This window comes from Petrotoga sp. SL27 (assembly GCF_002924605.1).
GTDB classification, from domain to species: Bacteria; Thermotogota; Thermotogae; order Petrotogales; family Petrotogaceae; genus Petrotoga; species Petrotoga sibirica.
This window is the reverse complement of record NZ_JAIP01000012.1, coordinates 165272-181110: the sequence shown is the minus strand read 5'-3', so window position 1 is coordinate 181110 and position 15839 is coordinate 165272. Positions and strand designations below refer to the sequence as shown.

The 15839-nt window shown below is 35.8% G+C and carries 13 protein-coding genes; 8 read left to right on the top strand and 5 right to left on the bottom strand.

Annotated elements, in window-relative coordinates:
- The first annotated feature begins 16 nt into the window (after positions 1-16).
- From AD60_RS05275 to AD60_RS05260, 4 genes are read left to right on the top strand one after another with little or no spacing between them, the layout of a single operon-like run.
- The gene (locus tag AD60_RS05275) at positions 17-2104 is read left to right on the top strand and encodes a cell division FtsA domain-containing protein (RefSeq protein WP_103927447.1); all 2088 of its coding nucleotides are present in this window, start codon (positions 17-19) and stop codon (positions 2102-2104) included.
- Positions 2082-2441: a holo-ACP synthase gene (gene acpS, locus AD60_RS05270; RefSeq protein ID WP_103876611.1), complete on the top strand. Its 360-nt coding sequence runs from the start codon at positions 2082-2084 to the stop codon at positions 2439-2441. The genes AD60_RS05275 and acpS overlap by 23 nt, the downstream gene beginning before the upstream one ends.
- A 14-nt stretch (positions 2442-2455) precedes the next feature.
- Complete coding sequence (ligA, locus tag AD60_RS05265) at positions 2456-4462, top strand: NAD-dependent DNA ligase LigA (RefSeq protein WP_103876610.1); 2007 nt, start codon at positions 2456-2458, stop codon at positions 4460-4462.
- Positions 4449-5579, top strand: a complete 1131-nt coding sequence (locus AD60_RS05260) for a hypothetical protein (RefSeq protein ID WP_134079987.1) — start codon at positions 4449-4451, stop codon at positions 5577-5579. The genes ligA and AD60_RS05260 overlap by 14 nt, the downstream gene beginning before the upstream one ends.
- Positions 5580-5606: 27 nt before the next feature.
- Here the strand turns inward: AD60_RS05260 and AD60_RS05255 are convergent, their stop codons facing one another.
- Both AD60_RS05255 and AD60_RS05250 read right to left on the bottom strand, forming a co-directional pair.
- Entirely contained in the window at positions 5607-6623 is a 1017-nt protein-coding gene (locus AD60_RS05255; RefSeq protein ID WP_103876608.1) for a 6-phosphofructokinase, read from the bottom strand.
- Between the two features lie 37 nt (positions 6624-6660).
- Positions 6661-8643, bottom strand: coding sequence for a sodium-translocating pyrophosphatase (locus AD60_RS05250; protein ID WP_103876607.1), 1983 nt, complete (start codon positions 8641-8643; stop codon positions 6661-6663).
- Between the two features lie 291 nt (positions 8644-8934).
- Here AD60_RS05250 and AD60_RS05245 point away from each other — a divergent pair, with 291 nt between their 5' ends.
- From AD60_RS05245 to AD60_RS05230, 4 genes are read left to right on the top strand one after another with little or no spacing between them, the layout of a single operon-like run.
- Positions 8935-9336 (top strand): Fur family transcriptional regulator, encoded by a 402-nt coding sequence (locus tag AD60_RS05245; RefSeq protein ID WP_103876606.1) that lies wholly within the window; start codon positions 8935-8937, stop codon positions 9334-9336.
- Positions 9337-9384: 48 nt separating this feature from the next.
- Positions 9385-10272, top strand: coding sequence for a metal ABC transporter substrate-binding protein (locus tag AD60_RS05240; protein WP_103876605.1), 888 nt, complete (start codon positions 9385-9387; stop codon positions 10270-10272).
- Positions 10262-11011 carry a metal ABC transporter ATP-binding protein gene (locus tag AD60_RS05235; protein ID WP_103876604.1) on the top strand — a complete coding sequence of 250 codons (750 nt, stop codon included), beginning with the start codon at positions 10262-10264 and terminating at the stop codon, positions 11009-11011. Before AD60_RS05240 ends, AD60_RS05235 begins: the two co-directional genes overlap by 11 nt.
- Positions 11004-11822 (top strand): metal ABC transporter permease, encoded by an 819-nt coding sequence (locus AD60_RS05230; RefSeq protein WP_103876603.1) that lies wholly within the window; start codon positions 11004-11006, stop codon positions 11820-11822. Before AD60_RS05235 ends, AD60_RS05230 begins: the two co-directional genes overlap by 8 nt.
- 106 nt (positions 11823-11928) lie before the next feature.
- On the opposite strand, the gene AD60_RS05225 is transcribed toward AD60_RS05230, so the two are convergent.
- The 3 genes from AD60_RS05225 to AD60_RS05215 form a co-directional block, all read right to left on the bottom strand.
- Positions 11929-13032, bottom strand: a complete 1104-nt coding sequence (locus AD60_RS05225; RefSeq protein WP_103876602.1) for a DUF5655 domain-containing protein — start codon at positions 13030-13032, stop codon at positions 11929-11931.
- 93 nt (positions 13033-13125) lie between these two features.
- Positions 13126-14748 carry a cobalamin-dependent protein gene (locus AD60_RS05220; RefSeq protein ID WP_103876601.1) on the bottom strand — a complete coding sequence of 541 codons (1623 nt, stop codon included), beginning with the start codon at positions 14746-14748 and terminating at the stop codon, positions 13126-13128.
- Positions 14745-15830, bottom strand: a complete 1086-nt coding sequence (locus tag AD60_RS05215; protein ID WP_103876600.1) for an NAD/NADP-dependent octopine/nopaline dehydrogenase family protein — start codon at positions 15828-15830, stop codon at positions 14745-14747. The genes AD60_RS05220 and AD60_RS05215 overlap by 4 nt, the downstream gene beginning before the upstream one ends.
- Positions 15831-15839 lie beyond the last annotated feature (9 nt).

Genomic DNA, 15839 nt, shown 5'->3' with positions numbered 1-15839 from the left:
TAATGGGGGAATGGAAATGATCTTTGGACTTGATATAGGTACAAGAACCCTTGTAGGGACATTGGCAGAATATGATGAAGAAACGGAAAATATAATCATCAAGCATTTTGCAGAAGTTGAACACGAAAATAGAGCTATGCTTGACGGACAAATTCATGATGTAAACAAGGTTGCAAAAGGGGTAGCCAAAATAAAGAAAAAACTGGAAGAAGAAAGTTCCATAAATCTTTCCGAAGTTGCCATCGCCATAGCTGGTAGATTTCTAATCTCTTCAATAGGTTCTTACAGCATTGATATTTCAACTTATGGTTACTTAGACAATGAAACAATCAAAAAAATGGAACTTGAAGCCGTTAAAGCATCTACAGAAAAATTAAACTACTCACAAGAAATGTACTGTGTAGGATACTCCATACTTTACTACAGTCTTGATAATCAATGGATTAAACATCTAGAAGGGCAAAGAGGTGACAAAGCAAAAGTAAAAGTTTTGGCAGCTTATCTACCAAAAAATGTTGTAGAAGCAATGATGTCTGTGTTGGATAAAGTAGGATTAAAACCAATCCATGTTACATTGGAACCGATAGCTGCCACAAGTTTAGTTGTACCTGAGGACTTGAGAAACCTGAATGTTGCAATGGTAGATGTGGGAGCAGGAACAAGCGATATATCCATATCAAATAAAGGGGTAATAACAGGCTATGGAATGGTACCTTTAGCTGGAGACGAGATAACAGATACTATATCTCAACAACTTTTAGTGGATTTTAAAACCGCGGAAATGATTAAAAAACAATTATCTCAAAGCGATGAAATTACATACAACGATATTTTGGATAATCCTCAAGTTATAAGAAAAGAAGAAGTAATCGAAATTATCACACCTGTTATAGGCAGCATAACAGATAAAATAGCTAAAGAAATATTGAATTTAAACAGGAAACCTCCTGTTGCTGTGATGGTAGTAGGTGGTGGAGGAAAAGTACCAACTTTCACCGAAAAATTAGCCGGCAAACTTGGACTTCCCAAAGAAAGGGTATCTTTAAAAACTACCAAAAATTTGGAGAATATCATTTTTGAATCAAAAAGAATGGAAGGTAGTGAATACATAACTCCTTTAGGTATAGTAAATGTTGCACTGAAAAAACAGGGTAGTGTATTCAATACTGTTAAAATAAACGGAAGAAATGTAAATATGTTAATCATAGGCAAAGACATGAACGTTTTACAGGCGTTACTACAATCAGGTTATTCTCTAGACAAATTGGTTGGATTACCCTCCCCAGCGATAGCTTTCGAACTGAACGGAAAATTACAGATAAAAAAGGGAAATATGGGTGAGAAGGCAAAAATAACAATAAACGGAGTATCTGCAGATATACATTCTCCCATCAAACCAGGAGACCATATTGAAATAGAACAACCCAAGAACGGCGAACCTGTCAATTTGAAATTGAAAGACGTGATTCAACCCATTGAATTTTACTTAAATGGAGAACCCAAAACCACTTATCCTGTAGTAATAAAAAATGGTGAAAAAGTAGAAAGCTTAGAAGAAGAGATCAAAGATGGAGATAAAATATTTACAACGCCTTCAAAAATAGAGGATGTATTTAAAAATTACAACGAGAAAATTTTCTTCACAATAAATAACCTTCCATATGAAGTCCCTGTGGGTACGATCATCATGAAAGGCGAAGAAATCTTAGATAAAGATTATCAAATAAAAAATGGAGATCTTCTAAAAACAAAAGCCATAAAGCTTCCTAAGATAAAAGAATTCTTGGGTATTGAACCCGAAAAGATGAAAGTATTCTTAAACGGGAAAGAGGTTCATTTAAACAAAGAAGAAATAATTGTATCCTATGACGGGAAAGTTGTGGATATAGAAGCAGAAGTGGCTAATGGAGCGAATTATTCTATAAAAAAAGTAAAAAAGGATGTTCAATTAATCGATGTATTTTCACATCTTTCCATAAACATTGAAGAAATACAATCATATGAAATTTACTTAAACGAAGAAAAAGTTGAAAGCTTTCTACAAAAGATTGAACCAGGAGCGAATGTGAGGTTGTTAATTAATGATCAGAGGAATAGGAATTGACATTGTAAAAGTCGAAAGAATCAACGAAAAAAACGTCCAAAAAATTCTTTCTAAAAAAGAAAAAGAAGTATACGATACTTTTAAAGGGCAAAAAAGAAGAAAAGAATATGCAGCCGGTCGTTTTGCAGTGAAAGAATCATTAATTAAATGTTTCAAAAGGTTTATTCCTTTCTCGGAAATTACCGTGCTAAACAAACAAAGTGGAGAACCTTATTTAGCCGAAGAATCGGTGAAATATCTATTCGAAAAGTTTGGAGGCAACGGAACCATACACATATCTATAGCCCATGAAAGAGAGTATGCCGTAGCAACTGCGGTCGTAATAGATGAAGAATAAGGGGGCACTGTAATTTGTACATACCAAAAAATATAAAAGAACGATATGAAAATTTAAAATCAGAGATAGAAGAACATAACTACAGATACTACGTATTGGCAGATCCTATTATTTCCGATCAGGAATACGATAAGCTATTTAAAGAATTGGTAGAGCTTGAAAAAAAATATCCCGAATTGAAAACTCCTGATTCGCCTACTCAAAGGATCGGGGGGATCGTTGTTGAGGGATTCAATAAAGTCAACCATTCGATACCGATGTTATCTTTAGATAACACCTACAACGAAGAAGAAATCTTAGAATTTCACAAAAGGGTTTTGAAGAACTTGAACTCAAACCATGTTGAGTACTTCTGTGAACTGAAGATAGATGGAGTATCGGTAGCTTTAAGGTACACTGATGGACTATTAACTCAAGCTATAACCAGAGGCGATGGAACTACAGGGGAAGATATCACGCAAAACGTAAAAACCATCCCCTCTATTCCCTTAAGATTGAGAAAAGATCTAACCATTGAGGTACGTGGGGAAATATACATGCCAAAGAAAGAATTTGTGAGAATAAATTCTGAAAGGGAAGAAAAAGGGTTACCTGTTTTCGCTAATCCCAGAAATGCCACAGCTGGCACTTTAAAACTTCTGGATAGTACAGAGGTGGCAAAAAGGAAGTTAAGCTCTTTTATGTATTACGTTATTTCCCCTCAAAATTACAATTTACAGACACAAGAAGAAGCGATGAATTTTCTGAAAGAAGTTGGTTTCAGAATCAATCCTAATTACACAAAGGTTGAAGATATTGAACAAGTCATAGAATTTTGGAAAGAATGGAATCGAAGCAGAAAGGAATTAGAATACGAAGTAGATGGAATAGTAGTCAAAGTGAACAGTTTTGAATTACAGAGAATCCTTGGAGAAACCACTAGATCCCCACGATGGGCAATTGCCTTCAAATTTGAAGCCGAACAAAAAGAGACTAAGTTAAAAGCTATAAAGTTTCAAGTTGGAAGTACAGGGATAATAACCCCCGTTGCGGAATTTGTTCCTATACAACTCGAAGGAACAACGGTAAAAAGGGCAAGTTTGCACAACTTTGACTATATAGAGGAAAGAGATATAAGGGAAGGCGATTACGTATTAATTGAAAAAGCTGGAGGGATAATACCACAAGTTATAGGCCCTATTAAAGAAAAGAGAACTGGGGAAGAAAAAATAATCCAACCCCCTGAAAAATGCCCTGTATGCGGTGGAAAAGTTGGAAAAATTAAATCTTCCGAAGTGGCAATAAGATGTTTGAATCCCTCTTGTCCAGAAAAGCTTTTAAGAACGTTGGAAAATTTTGTTTCAAGAAACGCAATGAATATTCAAGGACTTGGACCAAAGATATTGAAAAGAATCGTAGAAGCAGGCTTAGTTAAAGATATAGCAGATCTTTATTATTTAAACGAACAAAAAATTAGAACTTTAGGGGAAGGTATAGGAGACAAAACAGTAAAAAACATCTTGACCCAAATAGAACAATCCAAAAATAGAGAATTGTACAGATTAATTAACGCTCTTGGGATACCAAATGTTGGTTTAAAAACGGCGAAAGATCTTGCTAATCATTTTAAAAATTTAGACAGTTTAATAGACGCAAAATTCGATGAACTTGTTAAAATAGAGGGTATTGGTGAAGATATAGCAAATGCAATTCTTAAGTTTTTTTCACAGGAAGAAGTTAAAAAGATTGTTAAAAAACTAAAAGATGCGGGAGTCAACACGGGCCAAAAAGAAGAAGAAAAATCAGAAGGGCCTTTAAAAGGTTTAGTTATATGTCAAACCGGTGCACTTTCTAAAATGACAAGGCAAGAATTTGCTGAATACGTTGAATCTAAAGGTGGTACCTTCTCTGAAAACGTAACGAAGAAAACGAATATCCTAGTTGTTGGAGAAAACCCTGGTTCTAAATTAGATAAAGCTCAAAGTTACGGAATTACTATAATGAGTGAAGAAGAGTTCTTTGATAAATATGGAGAAAGTTAGAAAAATAGTAACGCTTCAAATATTAGTACTTATCTTCATTTTTTTTAATACGAAGGGCTTCTCTGAGATAACGACAAACGAAGTTTATCTACTATCTTCAATATACGCAGGAAAAGATTTTACAAACATAACACCTTACCCAATAAATTCAAACAATGAGTTTGAAGCTTACCCTGGTTTCTTCTACAAATCTTTTGATCCCCTGTGGTTGATTGGTGGAATATTTGAAACCAATTGGTCAGATCTGGAAAGAGGGGTATATCTATCTGACTCATTGCCATATGTTACTGGGTTCATGGGTGGATACGATGCAGGAAGTATGAGAATTGTATCAGGAATGTACTTTTTCGATCCTTACTTAACTGAAGATGAGTTAGAAAGGCAAAAAGATACCTCTTTTGATACTAATTCCGACAGAGTTGGATTGGAAGATTTTGGGTATTCTGATCCTTCAAAAACCTTGTTTATACACAGATTAGAATTTAATCTTTGCGATAGAGTTAGACTTTCTTTGAACGAACTAAATTTGATCGGTGGGAAATATCCAGACCTTTCTGATGCTAACCCTTTTGGTATAGCTCATAACAACCTTGGTGAAGGATTCTCAAATAATATGTTGGGAGTAGATGCTTCTATCATTCCTACCAAAGGATGGCAAATATACGGGCAGTTTGCAATGGACGATTTTGTAGTACCCGAAACTGAAGGGGGAGCAACAGGTTACAAACCAACCGCATTCGCTTGGGGATTAGGAACAAGATTAGTTGGTAAAACTTCGAAATACTACATATCTCCGAAGATAGAGTATTATAAGGTTTACACTTGGATGTACAACCAATGGGCACCTTACTTAAAGTACACCGCCAAATATAATGGAGAAGATATCCCAATAGGCTTTGACTACGGAAACGATATGGAAGGTTACTTAATAGGATTGGATATCGCCAATGAAACAACCAGATACAAAATTATCTTCGAACACTACCTCAAAGGTGAAATAAACTTAGCAACACCCTACGATGATGAAAGAAAAACAGATGTGGAAGGTTGGCCCGGCCCGTATGGAGAAACAACGCCATTGATCAAAATATCCTTTTCAATTGAAGTAGAAATATAGCGGTGCAAGAAGCACCGCCAAATATTTTTAGAAAAACAATCTACCCATCTCGTATAATTCTCTACTTATCTCTTTATTCTTCAAAATTTCCTCCGTAAAGGGTTTTTCCACAACATCAAAACCATCCAAACCTAAAGCCACGTTAGATTTTCCTTTTTTAACAGCCTCTATAGCAGTTACACCGAATTTAAAAGCCAAGTATCTATCAAAAGATGAAGGAGTTCCTCCTCTTTGTAAATAATCCAAATCAACGGTTCTACATTCAACATTTTGCAGATTAGATTTTATATACTCTGTGACTAATTCTGCTGGTTTCATGTATTGACGAACTTTGGGATCACCTATTATATTTTGAACCTCTTCGGGGAGTTTGACTTTTTCTTCTACTACGACTATGGAAAATCTTCTACCTGCAGAATATCTTCTTTTAATATTTTCAACCATATCTTTAGGGTCTAATTCGAACTCTGGTACTATTATATAATCTGCACCACCTGCCATTCCACCAATTGTGGCCAACCATCCTGCTTCGTCTCCTCCGGTTTCCACAACTATTACCCTATGACCTGCACTGGCAGTGGAATGAAGTTTATCTAATGCATCTGTGACGATCTGTAATGCAGTTAGAAAGCCAACACTAAGATCCGTCCAGTATAGGTCGTTATCAACGGTGGCGGGTATTATTATCGAAGGTATGCCTTCATTAGCCAATTTTAAGGCGATATTTGCTCCGGTATGGCCTGTTAACAATATCAGACTAGTTATTTGATATCTTTCAAAGTTATTTTTTAACTTTTTCAAATCGTCTGGATTAGCAGTAGGATCATATTTTGAAGAGCCCAAAATTATTCCACCTTCAGGCAATTTACCTGAGACATGTTCTTTGGCAAGGATTGTTAATTTATCTTCAACAAGACCCATAAAACCGTCGTAGACACCAACGACTTCGACATTCTCTTCGGCGCCTTTTACGATGAGTGCCCTGATTACGGCATTTAAGCCTGGACAGTCTCCACCAACATTCAAAACAGCGACTCTTTTCATTATATACACCTCCAAATTTTAATTTTAACAAAGAGTTTCACTCAAAAATTCTAATTAAAATAGGAATAATCACTATAGAAACTATAGACATAAGTTTTATTAAAATATTTATCGAAGGTCCTGCTGTATCTTTTAAAGGATCCCCCACGGTATCTCCTACAACAGAAGCCTTATGTGCCAAAGACCCTTTTCCCCCGTATTTTCCTGTTTCTATTAACTTCTTAGCGTTATCCCAGGCACCTCCAGAGTTGGCCATGAATATCGCTAACATAACGCCTGAGCCTGTTGTTCCTGCTAACATTCCTGCAACAGCTTGCTTGCCTAATAACAGATAAATAATTATTGGAGCTATTACAGCGATTAAAGAAGGAAGTATCATATATTTCAAAGCACCATCGGTAGCTATCTTTACACACTTACCGTAGTCTGGATCAGCTTTTCCTTCCATTAATCCAACAATTTCTTTAAATTGCCTTCTTACTTCTTCAACCATAAGATTTGCAGCGTTACCAACTGCTTTCATTACCAAAGAGGAAAACAGAAATGGAAGCATAGCACCGATTAACAAGGCGGTAAATACATTCGCATCATTCAAATCAACTATGGAAATATTTGTTAACTGCAAATAAGAGGCGAACAAAGCCAAAGCTGTTAAAGCAGCGGATCCTATTGCAAAACCTTTCCCCATTGCCGCGGTTGTATTCCCTACAGCATCCAACTTGTCCGTTCTTTCTCGGACGTAAGGTTCTAAATGAGCCATTTCCGCAATTCCGCCGGCATTATCGGCGATAGGGCCATATGCATCGATAGATAAACTCATACCCAGTGTCGAAAGCATTCCAACAGCTGCGATAGCTATTCCAAAAAGGCCGTAAAAGTAGAATGAAAGTACAATAGCTGTTCCTATTAAAAGAATTGGTAAAAGCGTTGATTCCATCCCTAGAGCAAGACCATTGATAATCAGCGGAGCAGAGCCTGAAGGAGCACTTTTAGCAAGCTCTGTAACGGGTTTTTTTGCAGTGTAATATTCTGTAACGCTCCCTATAAGAATTCCAACCACCATACCCATAATAACAATTAAACCTGAATAAAAATTCCCGAAAACTATTTTCGATAAGAAAAAAACAACTATAGCTTGAAGAAATGATGTCAGATATGTACCAAAGTGAAGGGCCTTTTCGGGTTCAACTTCCTTTGTCGTTTTGATGTAGTAATTAACAAAAATAATACCAAAAATTGATAATATCAAACCTGATGAAGCTACAAAAAACGGAAAAAGTGCCCCCTTAAATGAAAAAGCGATGCTTCCTAACACTGAAGCAGAAAAGATCGAGCCTACGTAAGATTCGTACAGATCGGCGCCCATACCTGCAACATCCCCCACATTATCTCCCACATTGTCAGCAATGACCGCTGGGTTTCTTGGATCATCTTCTGGAATATTTGCTTCAACCTTACCAACCAGGTCAGCCCCCACGTCAGCGGCTTTGGTGAAAATTCCTCCTCCCACTCTTGCAAAAAGCGCTACAAAAGATGCACCCATAGCATAGCCACTCATTAATTCAGTATTTCCTTTGCCAAGGAAGAATATACCTCCCAATCCCATTAATCCTAAAGAGGTAACAATCATTCCCATAACCGCGCCACCATTAAAAGATACAGTCAAAGCATCTTTTAAGGTGCTAATCGCTGCATTGGTTGTCCTGGCATTGGCTCTGGTGGCTATTGACATCCCTAGAAAACCTGATAAAACCGAAAATGCCGATCCTAAAAGAAAAGACAAAGCCATTTTATAAGAGCTTACAAGCCACAAAAAAGCAGCGAATAAAAATATAACAACAAAAAGGATTCTATATTCAGAAAATAAAAAAGATCGAGCACCAACTTGAATTATTTTTGAAAGTTTTTGCATTTTTTCATTTCCAGGAGATTTTTCTAAAATATTGAACACCAAAAAAACGGTAAAGATCAATCCGATAAACCCAGATATAACCGATATGATTTGAGAAATAGCACCCATACTTTTCCTCCTTCTGAGATCTGGCCTATTGCATAGAGAAGCTCTAAAACTATAGATAATGCTACTTCACTCTCCTCCACGATAAGAAACAGAGGGGGTTCACCGTAGGTAGTCATAGAACTTAAGTGAAAGACCATGTTTAGTTTTTTAGATTATACCATAAAAAAACTTGACATTTTAAAGTTTTTACTATATAATATTTGTGCAAATTAATTGCAAAAACAAATCGTTTGCATTTATGCTTTTAACAGTTTAACATCATTCATGTTTATCCCAAGAGGTGAACTTTATATGAGAAACACAAAAGCTCGCAGAGACATTTTAGGTATTTTAGAAGAGTATGATTATCCACTCAACGCCGAACAAATTTATGAAAAGCTCAACGAAGATTACGATAAATCCACGATTTACAGAAACTTGAAAAATTATGAATCAAATGGAGACATTAAATCCATCGTTTTTTCAGACAAAATCAAATATTTTTTTAAGGGAAAAGGGCATTTTCATTTCATATACTGTACAGAATGTAAGAAGTTTGAAAGGTTTGATCTATGTTATTCTGAGCAGATGAGTAAGTATATAAAAGAAAGATTAGGCTTCAAAGTTTTGACTCATACGCTTTATTTTGAAGGAATATGTAAAGAATGTCAGAAGATTACCGAAGACGGTCAATATGGTCATCTCAATCAGTAAAAATCGTTCAAAGTATTACTAAATATAAAAAAGTAGGTGAGAGAAGGCATGAAGAAAACAATCTTAACAACCATTGTCTTATTAGTTTCATTTTTAGTATTCGCTATAAACGTTTCAACGTCGATACTACCCTATTACTATGTAAGTAAAGAAATAATTCAAGAAAAAGGTCAAGTGAACCTTGTCGTTCCTCCAGGAAAGAGCCCACACACATACTCGCCAACACCAAAAGAACTAGTGCCTTTGTACGAATCTGATGTTTTAATTACAAATGGTTTAGCTTTAGAAATTTTTATCTCTAATCTAACCAAGAATCTGGAAAAGCAGGGCGTGAAAATAATTCAAGTGTCGGATTACATCCCAGTTGAAGAACTTATAAGTATGAACGGGACTGACGAAGATCATGACCATGGAGAGTTTGCATACAACCCGCACATTTGGTTAGATCCATATATTATGTATACCTACATCATTCCAGGCTTGGCAGAGGTTTTTGGAGAATTAGATCCTGCGAATAAAGATTACTACGCCCAAAACGCTGAAAGATATATAAACAGATTGATTTTGCTTGATAACTACCTTGTTGAAAAAGCGAAGGTCATCGATGGTTCAATATTTACGCGTCATAACGCCTACGATTATTTCGCAAGAAGGTACGATATAAACATTGCTGGTGTAATTCAACTCTCTCCTGGGGTCGAACCAACTCCAAAGCAGTTAGTTGAATTAACTAATGTTGCTAAAGAGAAAAACGTAAAAGCTATTTTCAATGAACCTCAGCTCAGCGACAAGGCTGTGAGTGTCGTAGCTGAAAACTTGAATTTAAGTATAGGGGTTTTGGACCCTTTAGGAAGTGTAGAAGGTGTTTTCGATTTAGAATCTCTATACGTATACAACTTATTTGAAATCATCCGGGTGGTGAATTATGGCTACTGACCCATTAATATCCGTTAAAGATTTGAATTATTCAGCTGAAAATAACAATATACTGATCAATATATCTTTTGATATATACAGAGGAGACTTTGTAGGGATAATAGGACCTAACGGAGCTGGTAAATCAACCTTAATAAAAACTCTAATCAGAGAAATCGAAGATTATACAGGAGAAATAAAGATAAACGGGAAAATTGGGTATGTTCCACAATCGGAAGAAAAAGAAAGAGATTTCCCTATCAAGGTATATGAAGTTGCTTTAATGGGTTTATACAGTGAAGTTGGTCCGTTTAAGAGGTTTAAAGAAGAACATTATGAAAAAGTTAGAGAAACTCTCAAACTTCTACAAATTGACCATTTATACAACAGGCTAGTAGGGAAATTATCTGGAGGAGAGTATAGAAGGTTGATGATGGCAAGGGCTTTAGTTTCCGATCCTGATATATTAATACTGGACGAACCTGAAGCCAATATCGATAAAGAAGGACAAAATATATTGTATAGAACTCTTAGAGATCTCAAGCATGATAGAAACATGAGTATAATTTTAATAAGTCACGATTTGAACATGATTTTCAAAGAAACAAACAAAATTATGTGTATGAACAAAACATTGCACTGTCATAAAAACACTGCTGATCTTGATATCAATGATTTGCGAACTTTGTACTCTAAAGACTTTGAATTGTTTATCCACGTCAATGAAAAGATGAAGGTGGTTAGCAATAAAGATGATTGACATTCTAAGTTATCCTTTTATGAGATACGCCTTAATTGGTGCTATTCTTTCAGGTTTTGGTAGTGCGTTGCTATCAAATTTCATAGTCCTAAAAAAGATGGAGTTTATTGGAAATGGAGCCGCCCATGTGGCGTTTGGTGCCATAGCTTTCGCACTTTTCTTTGGATTGAATATGAATTTATTGTCTATAATAGTCGCCATCATATTTGCAATAGCTATAAACCAACTGGGTAAAAAAGAAGGGGTACAAGAAAATAGTGTGATAGGAATGCTCTTATCGCTTTCTATGGCTATAGGGGTAATTTTACTTTCATTCAAAAAAGGATACGTCCCTGAAATAGACAGTTTTCTATTTGGGGACGTATTAATGATAACTCAACAAGATTTGATTTTATTGGGAATTTTTGACTTATTTATTCTTTCTATGGTTATTTTCTTAAACAAGGAACTTAAATATTACTCATTCAATCAAAGATTAAGTAAAATATTTGGAGTACCTACAAACATAATAAATTTAGTATTTTTAATGATCACGTCCGTTACAATAGTTGTTTCCGTTAAAATAATAGGGATCATACTGATAACTTCTCTACTTATAACCCCTGGTGTTATAGCAAAGCTTTATGCAAAAAGTATAAACCAAATGCTGATAATATCTGTAATAGTCGGTGTTTTTTCATCTGTTCTGGGTATTTTTTTATCTTATTACTTAAACGTTCCATCAGGCCCAATGATAGTCCTGACACTGTTTCTAATATTTCTGATTGCATATCTTTTAAGAAAAACAGTTCTAAAGTCTTTTGCTCAGTAAACAGTTTTTAATTTTTTACTTTAAGTCACATCTTGCACTATAAAGAAAATATTCTGCCCTTTATCATAATATTTTTTCATTGGACAGACTAAATACCTTTTACAAGTCATTTTGATTTGTTCCTTTCAAATGATTTTTGTATTAGGCTTTTGGCATTTTGAAATCTTTGAAGACTATCGATTGTTAACTCAAAATCTCCAACTCCCAAGTGCCCAATATTTGATACATCACGAACATATTCAGCTGGACTCTCTAAATCCGAATAATTCAACTTTAACAAAACACGAAGTCCACTTTTATGAATACGAACACAACAAAAAATGTTATTACCATGTTTGTATTTTATATAGTGTTTAAGGGTTTCTCTTTGAACTATTTTTGGATCAAGTTCTCTACAAAATTTATCAAGTGTCTTAAATAATTCTACGACTTCTTGCGGTTTTCCATTTAAGTGATGCTCTTCATTATACTCTTTTACTTTAGATTCTGATGAAGGAACTGGCTTTTTAGTATATCTATAAGTTGAAGGTATTTCTGTTTCCGATGGTTGGGACCAAAGCGTCTTGAGGGCTTTCTTGATTTGAGCTGGTTTGATGGAGTCGTCCTCCAGGGTTGAGCGTATAACCTTAATTAATGTGTTTGGAGGATCCATAAAGAGTTTATCTAAAGCTTTTCTTATCTTTCCTGTTGTAAAGATTTGTTCACCAATCTCATCAAGCACACCTTTAGCCATTGAATCACGTGAGAAACGTGCAAATTGTTCTGCAACTTGTTGAATCGACATTCCTTCTGTTTCTTTTGGATCAAGAGAAATTTCAAAAAGTAGTTTTTCCGGGGCCTCTGTCTTTTCGGTACTATGGTAAACCTTATAGTTAATACCATTGGTAAGGATACACCATTCCACACCCGCATTGGCAGCGTAACCAACTACCTGAGTAATAGCTTTGACATCTGTAAGTGGATCATTTAAGGCTTTCGCTTCAATGAATAAGACAAGCCTGCGGTTTATTTTGGCAGCATAGTCAACAGACTTTCCATCAATAGTGGAATACTCAAGTTCCACTTCATCCGGATCTCTTATATCCCACCCGAGAGCTTCGAGTAATTGATCTATAAATATTGTTCGCGTTGGATATTCTTTAAGACCATGCTTTCGGTACCTATTCAGTTTCATACGAAGATCTTCAATACATTTAACTAAAGTATCCATTTTTGTCAGCTCCTAATGTTCCTGCTAATTTTTTTACACTCCTCTCTTAGATAAACTTGGATAGGAGATTAGCGTGAAGATATAAAGTACCATTTACTGTCTTCCAAAGAGTCTTTCAGCTTCTCTCAGCACTTCACCGTTCTCTTTCACAGCTTCGTAAGCTCCGTTAATTACAGCCGATTTTATTTCCCCTTTGGCAGCAGAGTTGCCTTGTAACCCAACTGCATCTAAAATTCCTTCTTTTACCGCTAAATAGAGAGTTTCTGGGTCAGCCAAAGGATCCTCTTTTTGAGGGGAGATACTTTTAATTTTTTCTATTATGACCATAGCTTCTTCTTTCAATAAATTTACCCTTTCTTTGATCTCAGGATCGCTGGCAAAATCAGGTAAGCCTCGAGATGCCAAAGAGTTCGCCCTTTTTACCATTTTTACACTTTCTATTATTTCTTTTGAAGTTGCCCTTTTCATCGCCTCACAGTACGCTACTACGTGGATTATATGTGGTTGCAAGTAAGATGAATAAAACATAGAAGAAACAAGTTGTCCCATAGCGCTGTTGGGGTCGGCTGGAAAAGAAAGAAGTCCAGTTCTTACCATCCTGTAAGGTGTAAAGGTTTCATCTTTTAGCGTTTCCACCAGTTCTAATTTGGCTAAAGACTTAGCTATATCCATCTTTGGAGATAACTTTGGGGGAGTGTTCATCATATATTGTTGAACATACCATCTTACCCCAAGTTTTTTAGCTACATAAGCAGCTAAATAAGTAGTTGCGACTGCTAAAATGTCGTGGGCGTATCTTAGTTCCCATTGGTGAGCGTCGTTAATTTCTACCGGGATACCGTTCTCTGCGTTCCACTTTATTCCTTCCATATTTTCTTTTATCGCATCTAATAAGTTCCTTTCAGACCTTCTATCAATTTCAGAATACCAAAATATGGGTATCGCTGCCCATGCGTTGTTGACAGTTCTTTTTAGAACTTGCGAAAATTCGACCATGTGGTTGGTTCCAGAGTAACATCTTACTAAAGGATAATTGCCTCTTCTACTTGCCTCATACATGGCAACAAAGTCTTTTTCATTTCTAATGGGTGCTCCTCCTGCTCCGTCCTGGTTGGGGTCCATCTTTTCTTGCTCGAAAAAGTATTGTTGGCAGTTTTGATCGGGTGCCAAAGAGATGATATCCAAAAGTTCGGATTCTGCAAGTTTTTTTATCTCCTCAATGGTTTCTTCCATTGTTTGAAGTCCAATATGGTGCCTAATTAGCGGATATGGGGATTTAAATTCAATCCTTTCGGCTAAGGTAGAGGGGAAATTTTCCTCTTGTTTATATTTTATTTGACCTCTTAAAAATAAAACGACATCTTCTTCTTCCTCTGAACCATCAAAGATTTTTTTAAAGAAGTTGTATTTTCTTGCAACCTGTGAGGTTTCAATCGTTCCTCCGAAGATAAAATCAATCTTTTCATAATTTTTTAATTTTTTTGCCTTTTCTATAAATTCTTTTATAAGATTTTCGAAGGCGTCAGCTCCCAAACGGTAACTTATTGAAACAATATCTGGGGATTCTTCCTCTACCTTTTTAATAATTTTCTCAATTGGGACAGCTCCACCTAAGTAAATAACCTCATACCCTTCATTTCGAGCTAATTCCAAAAAGTTTAATATTCCTGCTGTATGTACGTCACTTCCCATAGAAGCACCAAGAATCCTTTTCATGATTCTCCCTCCTCAACAAGTCTTATTATGTCTTCTATGCTCATTCCTTCTAAACCTAAATCTTTTACGGTTCTACCTTCTTTCCAGAAATTTTTTTCCATCATTATATTAGCAAGATTTATGATAGAATCAATTACAGGTGTTTTCACACCATATTCTTCTCCAAAAGATGAGATGGGTACAAGACTCATTGGAAGATCTTCCAGAATATACCTATTATCCAACGTTGGGGGTGCATATATGCCTCTATAACCAACATTGTTTCTAATAGCTTCGTATAAAGAGTTTCCTCTTACATCGTATGCATAGTTTAGCCAATCCTTTGCTGTCATAGGTTCCGCATTAAAAAGCTCCATAACCTTACATCTTTCTTCATCTATATTTTCCAAAACTTTTGCTACAGAAGGGGAGATCCCTTCGAAGTAGAATTCAAACTTTCCTGCCATTGTTTCAACCCTTGCTGCATTCAGTATTAATGTTGCCGGGTGAAAAACAACGCCAATATTGTTAAAACTTGTGTAAATTACATTCTTAACTATTTCAAACTCTGGTATTGCATTACACAGTACTTCTTCTAATTCTTCATTTCTGGTGGCGGGTAGTGCAGAAACAGGAACGGCATTTTTTATTCTAAACACTTTAGCTACTCCAGGATTGGACATTCTTGAGGCAAAAATGAAAGTTTGAGCTTCGGCTAGTATAACGTCTTTTTTCACGTTCTCTTCTTTCAATACATTTTTGAATTCTAGTGCACCACCTGTTCTACCAGGATTTAAAACTATTATTTGGCCATCTTCTAAATATGGGGCCATCCTCTTTGCTATCTCTTTATGCGCAAAGGCCGGAACAACTACCATAATTAACTTTCTTCCTTTTATTGCTTCTTCCATATTTGTTGTGGCAAAAGATATATGATACTCACCAACTACTTGACCTTCTATTTTTATTGAATGTGAATCTATGATGGGAGATATTCTTCTTTTTGATCTATTAAAGAGAGATACATCGAACCCTTTCATGGCTAAATATCCCGCTAATGCCTGACCTCCATTACCCGCTCCAACCACCGCTATCTTAACCATATGACCACC

Coding starts and splice junctions, on each gene's coding strand:
- AD60_RS05220 (WP_103876601.1), bottom strand. CDS start 14,748: ATGAAAAGGATTCTTGGTGCTTCTATGGGAAGTGACGTACATACAGCA.
- AD60_RS05245 (WP_103876606.1), top strand. CDS start 8,935: ATGAGAAACACAAAAGCTCGCAGAGACATTTTAGGTATTTTAGAAGAG.
- AD60_RS05260 (WP_134079987.1), top strand. CDS start 4,449: ATGGAGAAAGTTAGAAAAATAGTAACGCTTCAAATATTAGTACTTATC.
- AD60_RS05215 (WP_103876600.1), bottom strand. CDS start 15,830: ATGGTTAAGATAGCGGTGGTTGGAGCGGGTAATGGAGGTCAGGCATTA.
- AD60_RS05235 (WP_103876604.1), top strand. CDS start 10,262: ATGGCTACTGACCCATTAATATCCGTTAAAGATTTGAATTATTCAGCT.
- AD60_RS05255 (WP_103876608.1), bottom strand. CDS start 6,623: ATGAAAAGAGTCGCTGTTTTGAATGTTGGTGGAGACTGTCCAGGCTTA.
- AD60_RS05230 (WP_103876603.1), top strand. CDS start 11,004: ATGATTGACATTCTAAGTTATCCTTTTATGAGATACGCCTTAATTGGT.
- AD60_RS05225 (WP_103876602.1), bottom strand. CDS start 13,032: ATGGATACTTTAGTTAAATGTATTGAAGATCTTCGTATGAAACTGAAT.
- AD60_RS05240 (WP_103876605.1), top strand. CDS start 9,385: ATGAAGAAAACAATCTTAACAACCATTGTCTTATTAGTTTCATTTTTA.
- AD60_RS05250 (WP_103876607.1), bottom strand. CDS start 8,643: ATGGGTGCTATTTCTCAAATCATATCGGTTATATCTGGGTTTATCGGA.
- acpS (WP_103876611.1), top strand. CDS start 2,082: ATGATCAGAGGAATAGGAATTGACATTGTAAAAGTCGAAAGAATCAAC.
- AD60_RS05275 (WP_103927447.1), top strand. CDS start 17: ATGATCTTTGGACTTGATATAGGTACAAGAACCCTTGTAGGGACATTG.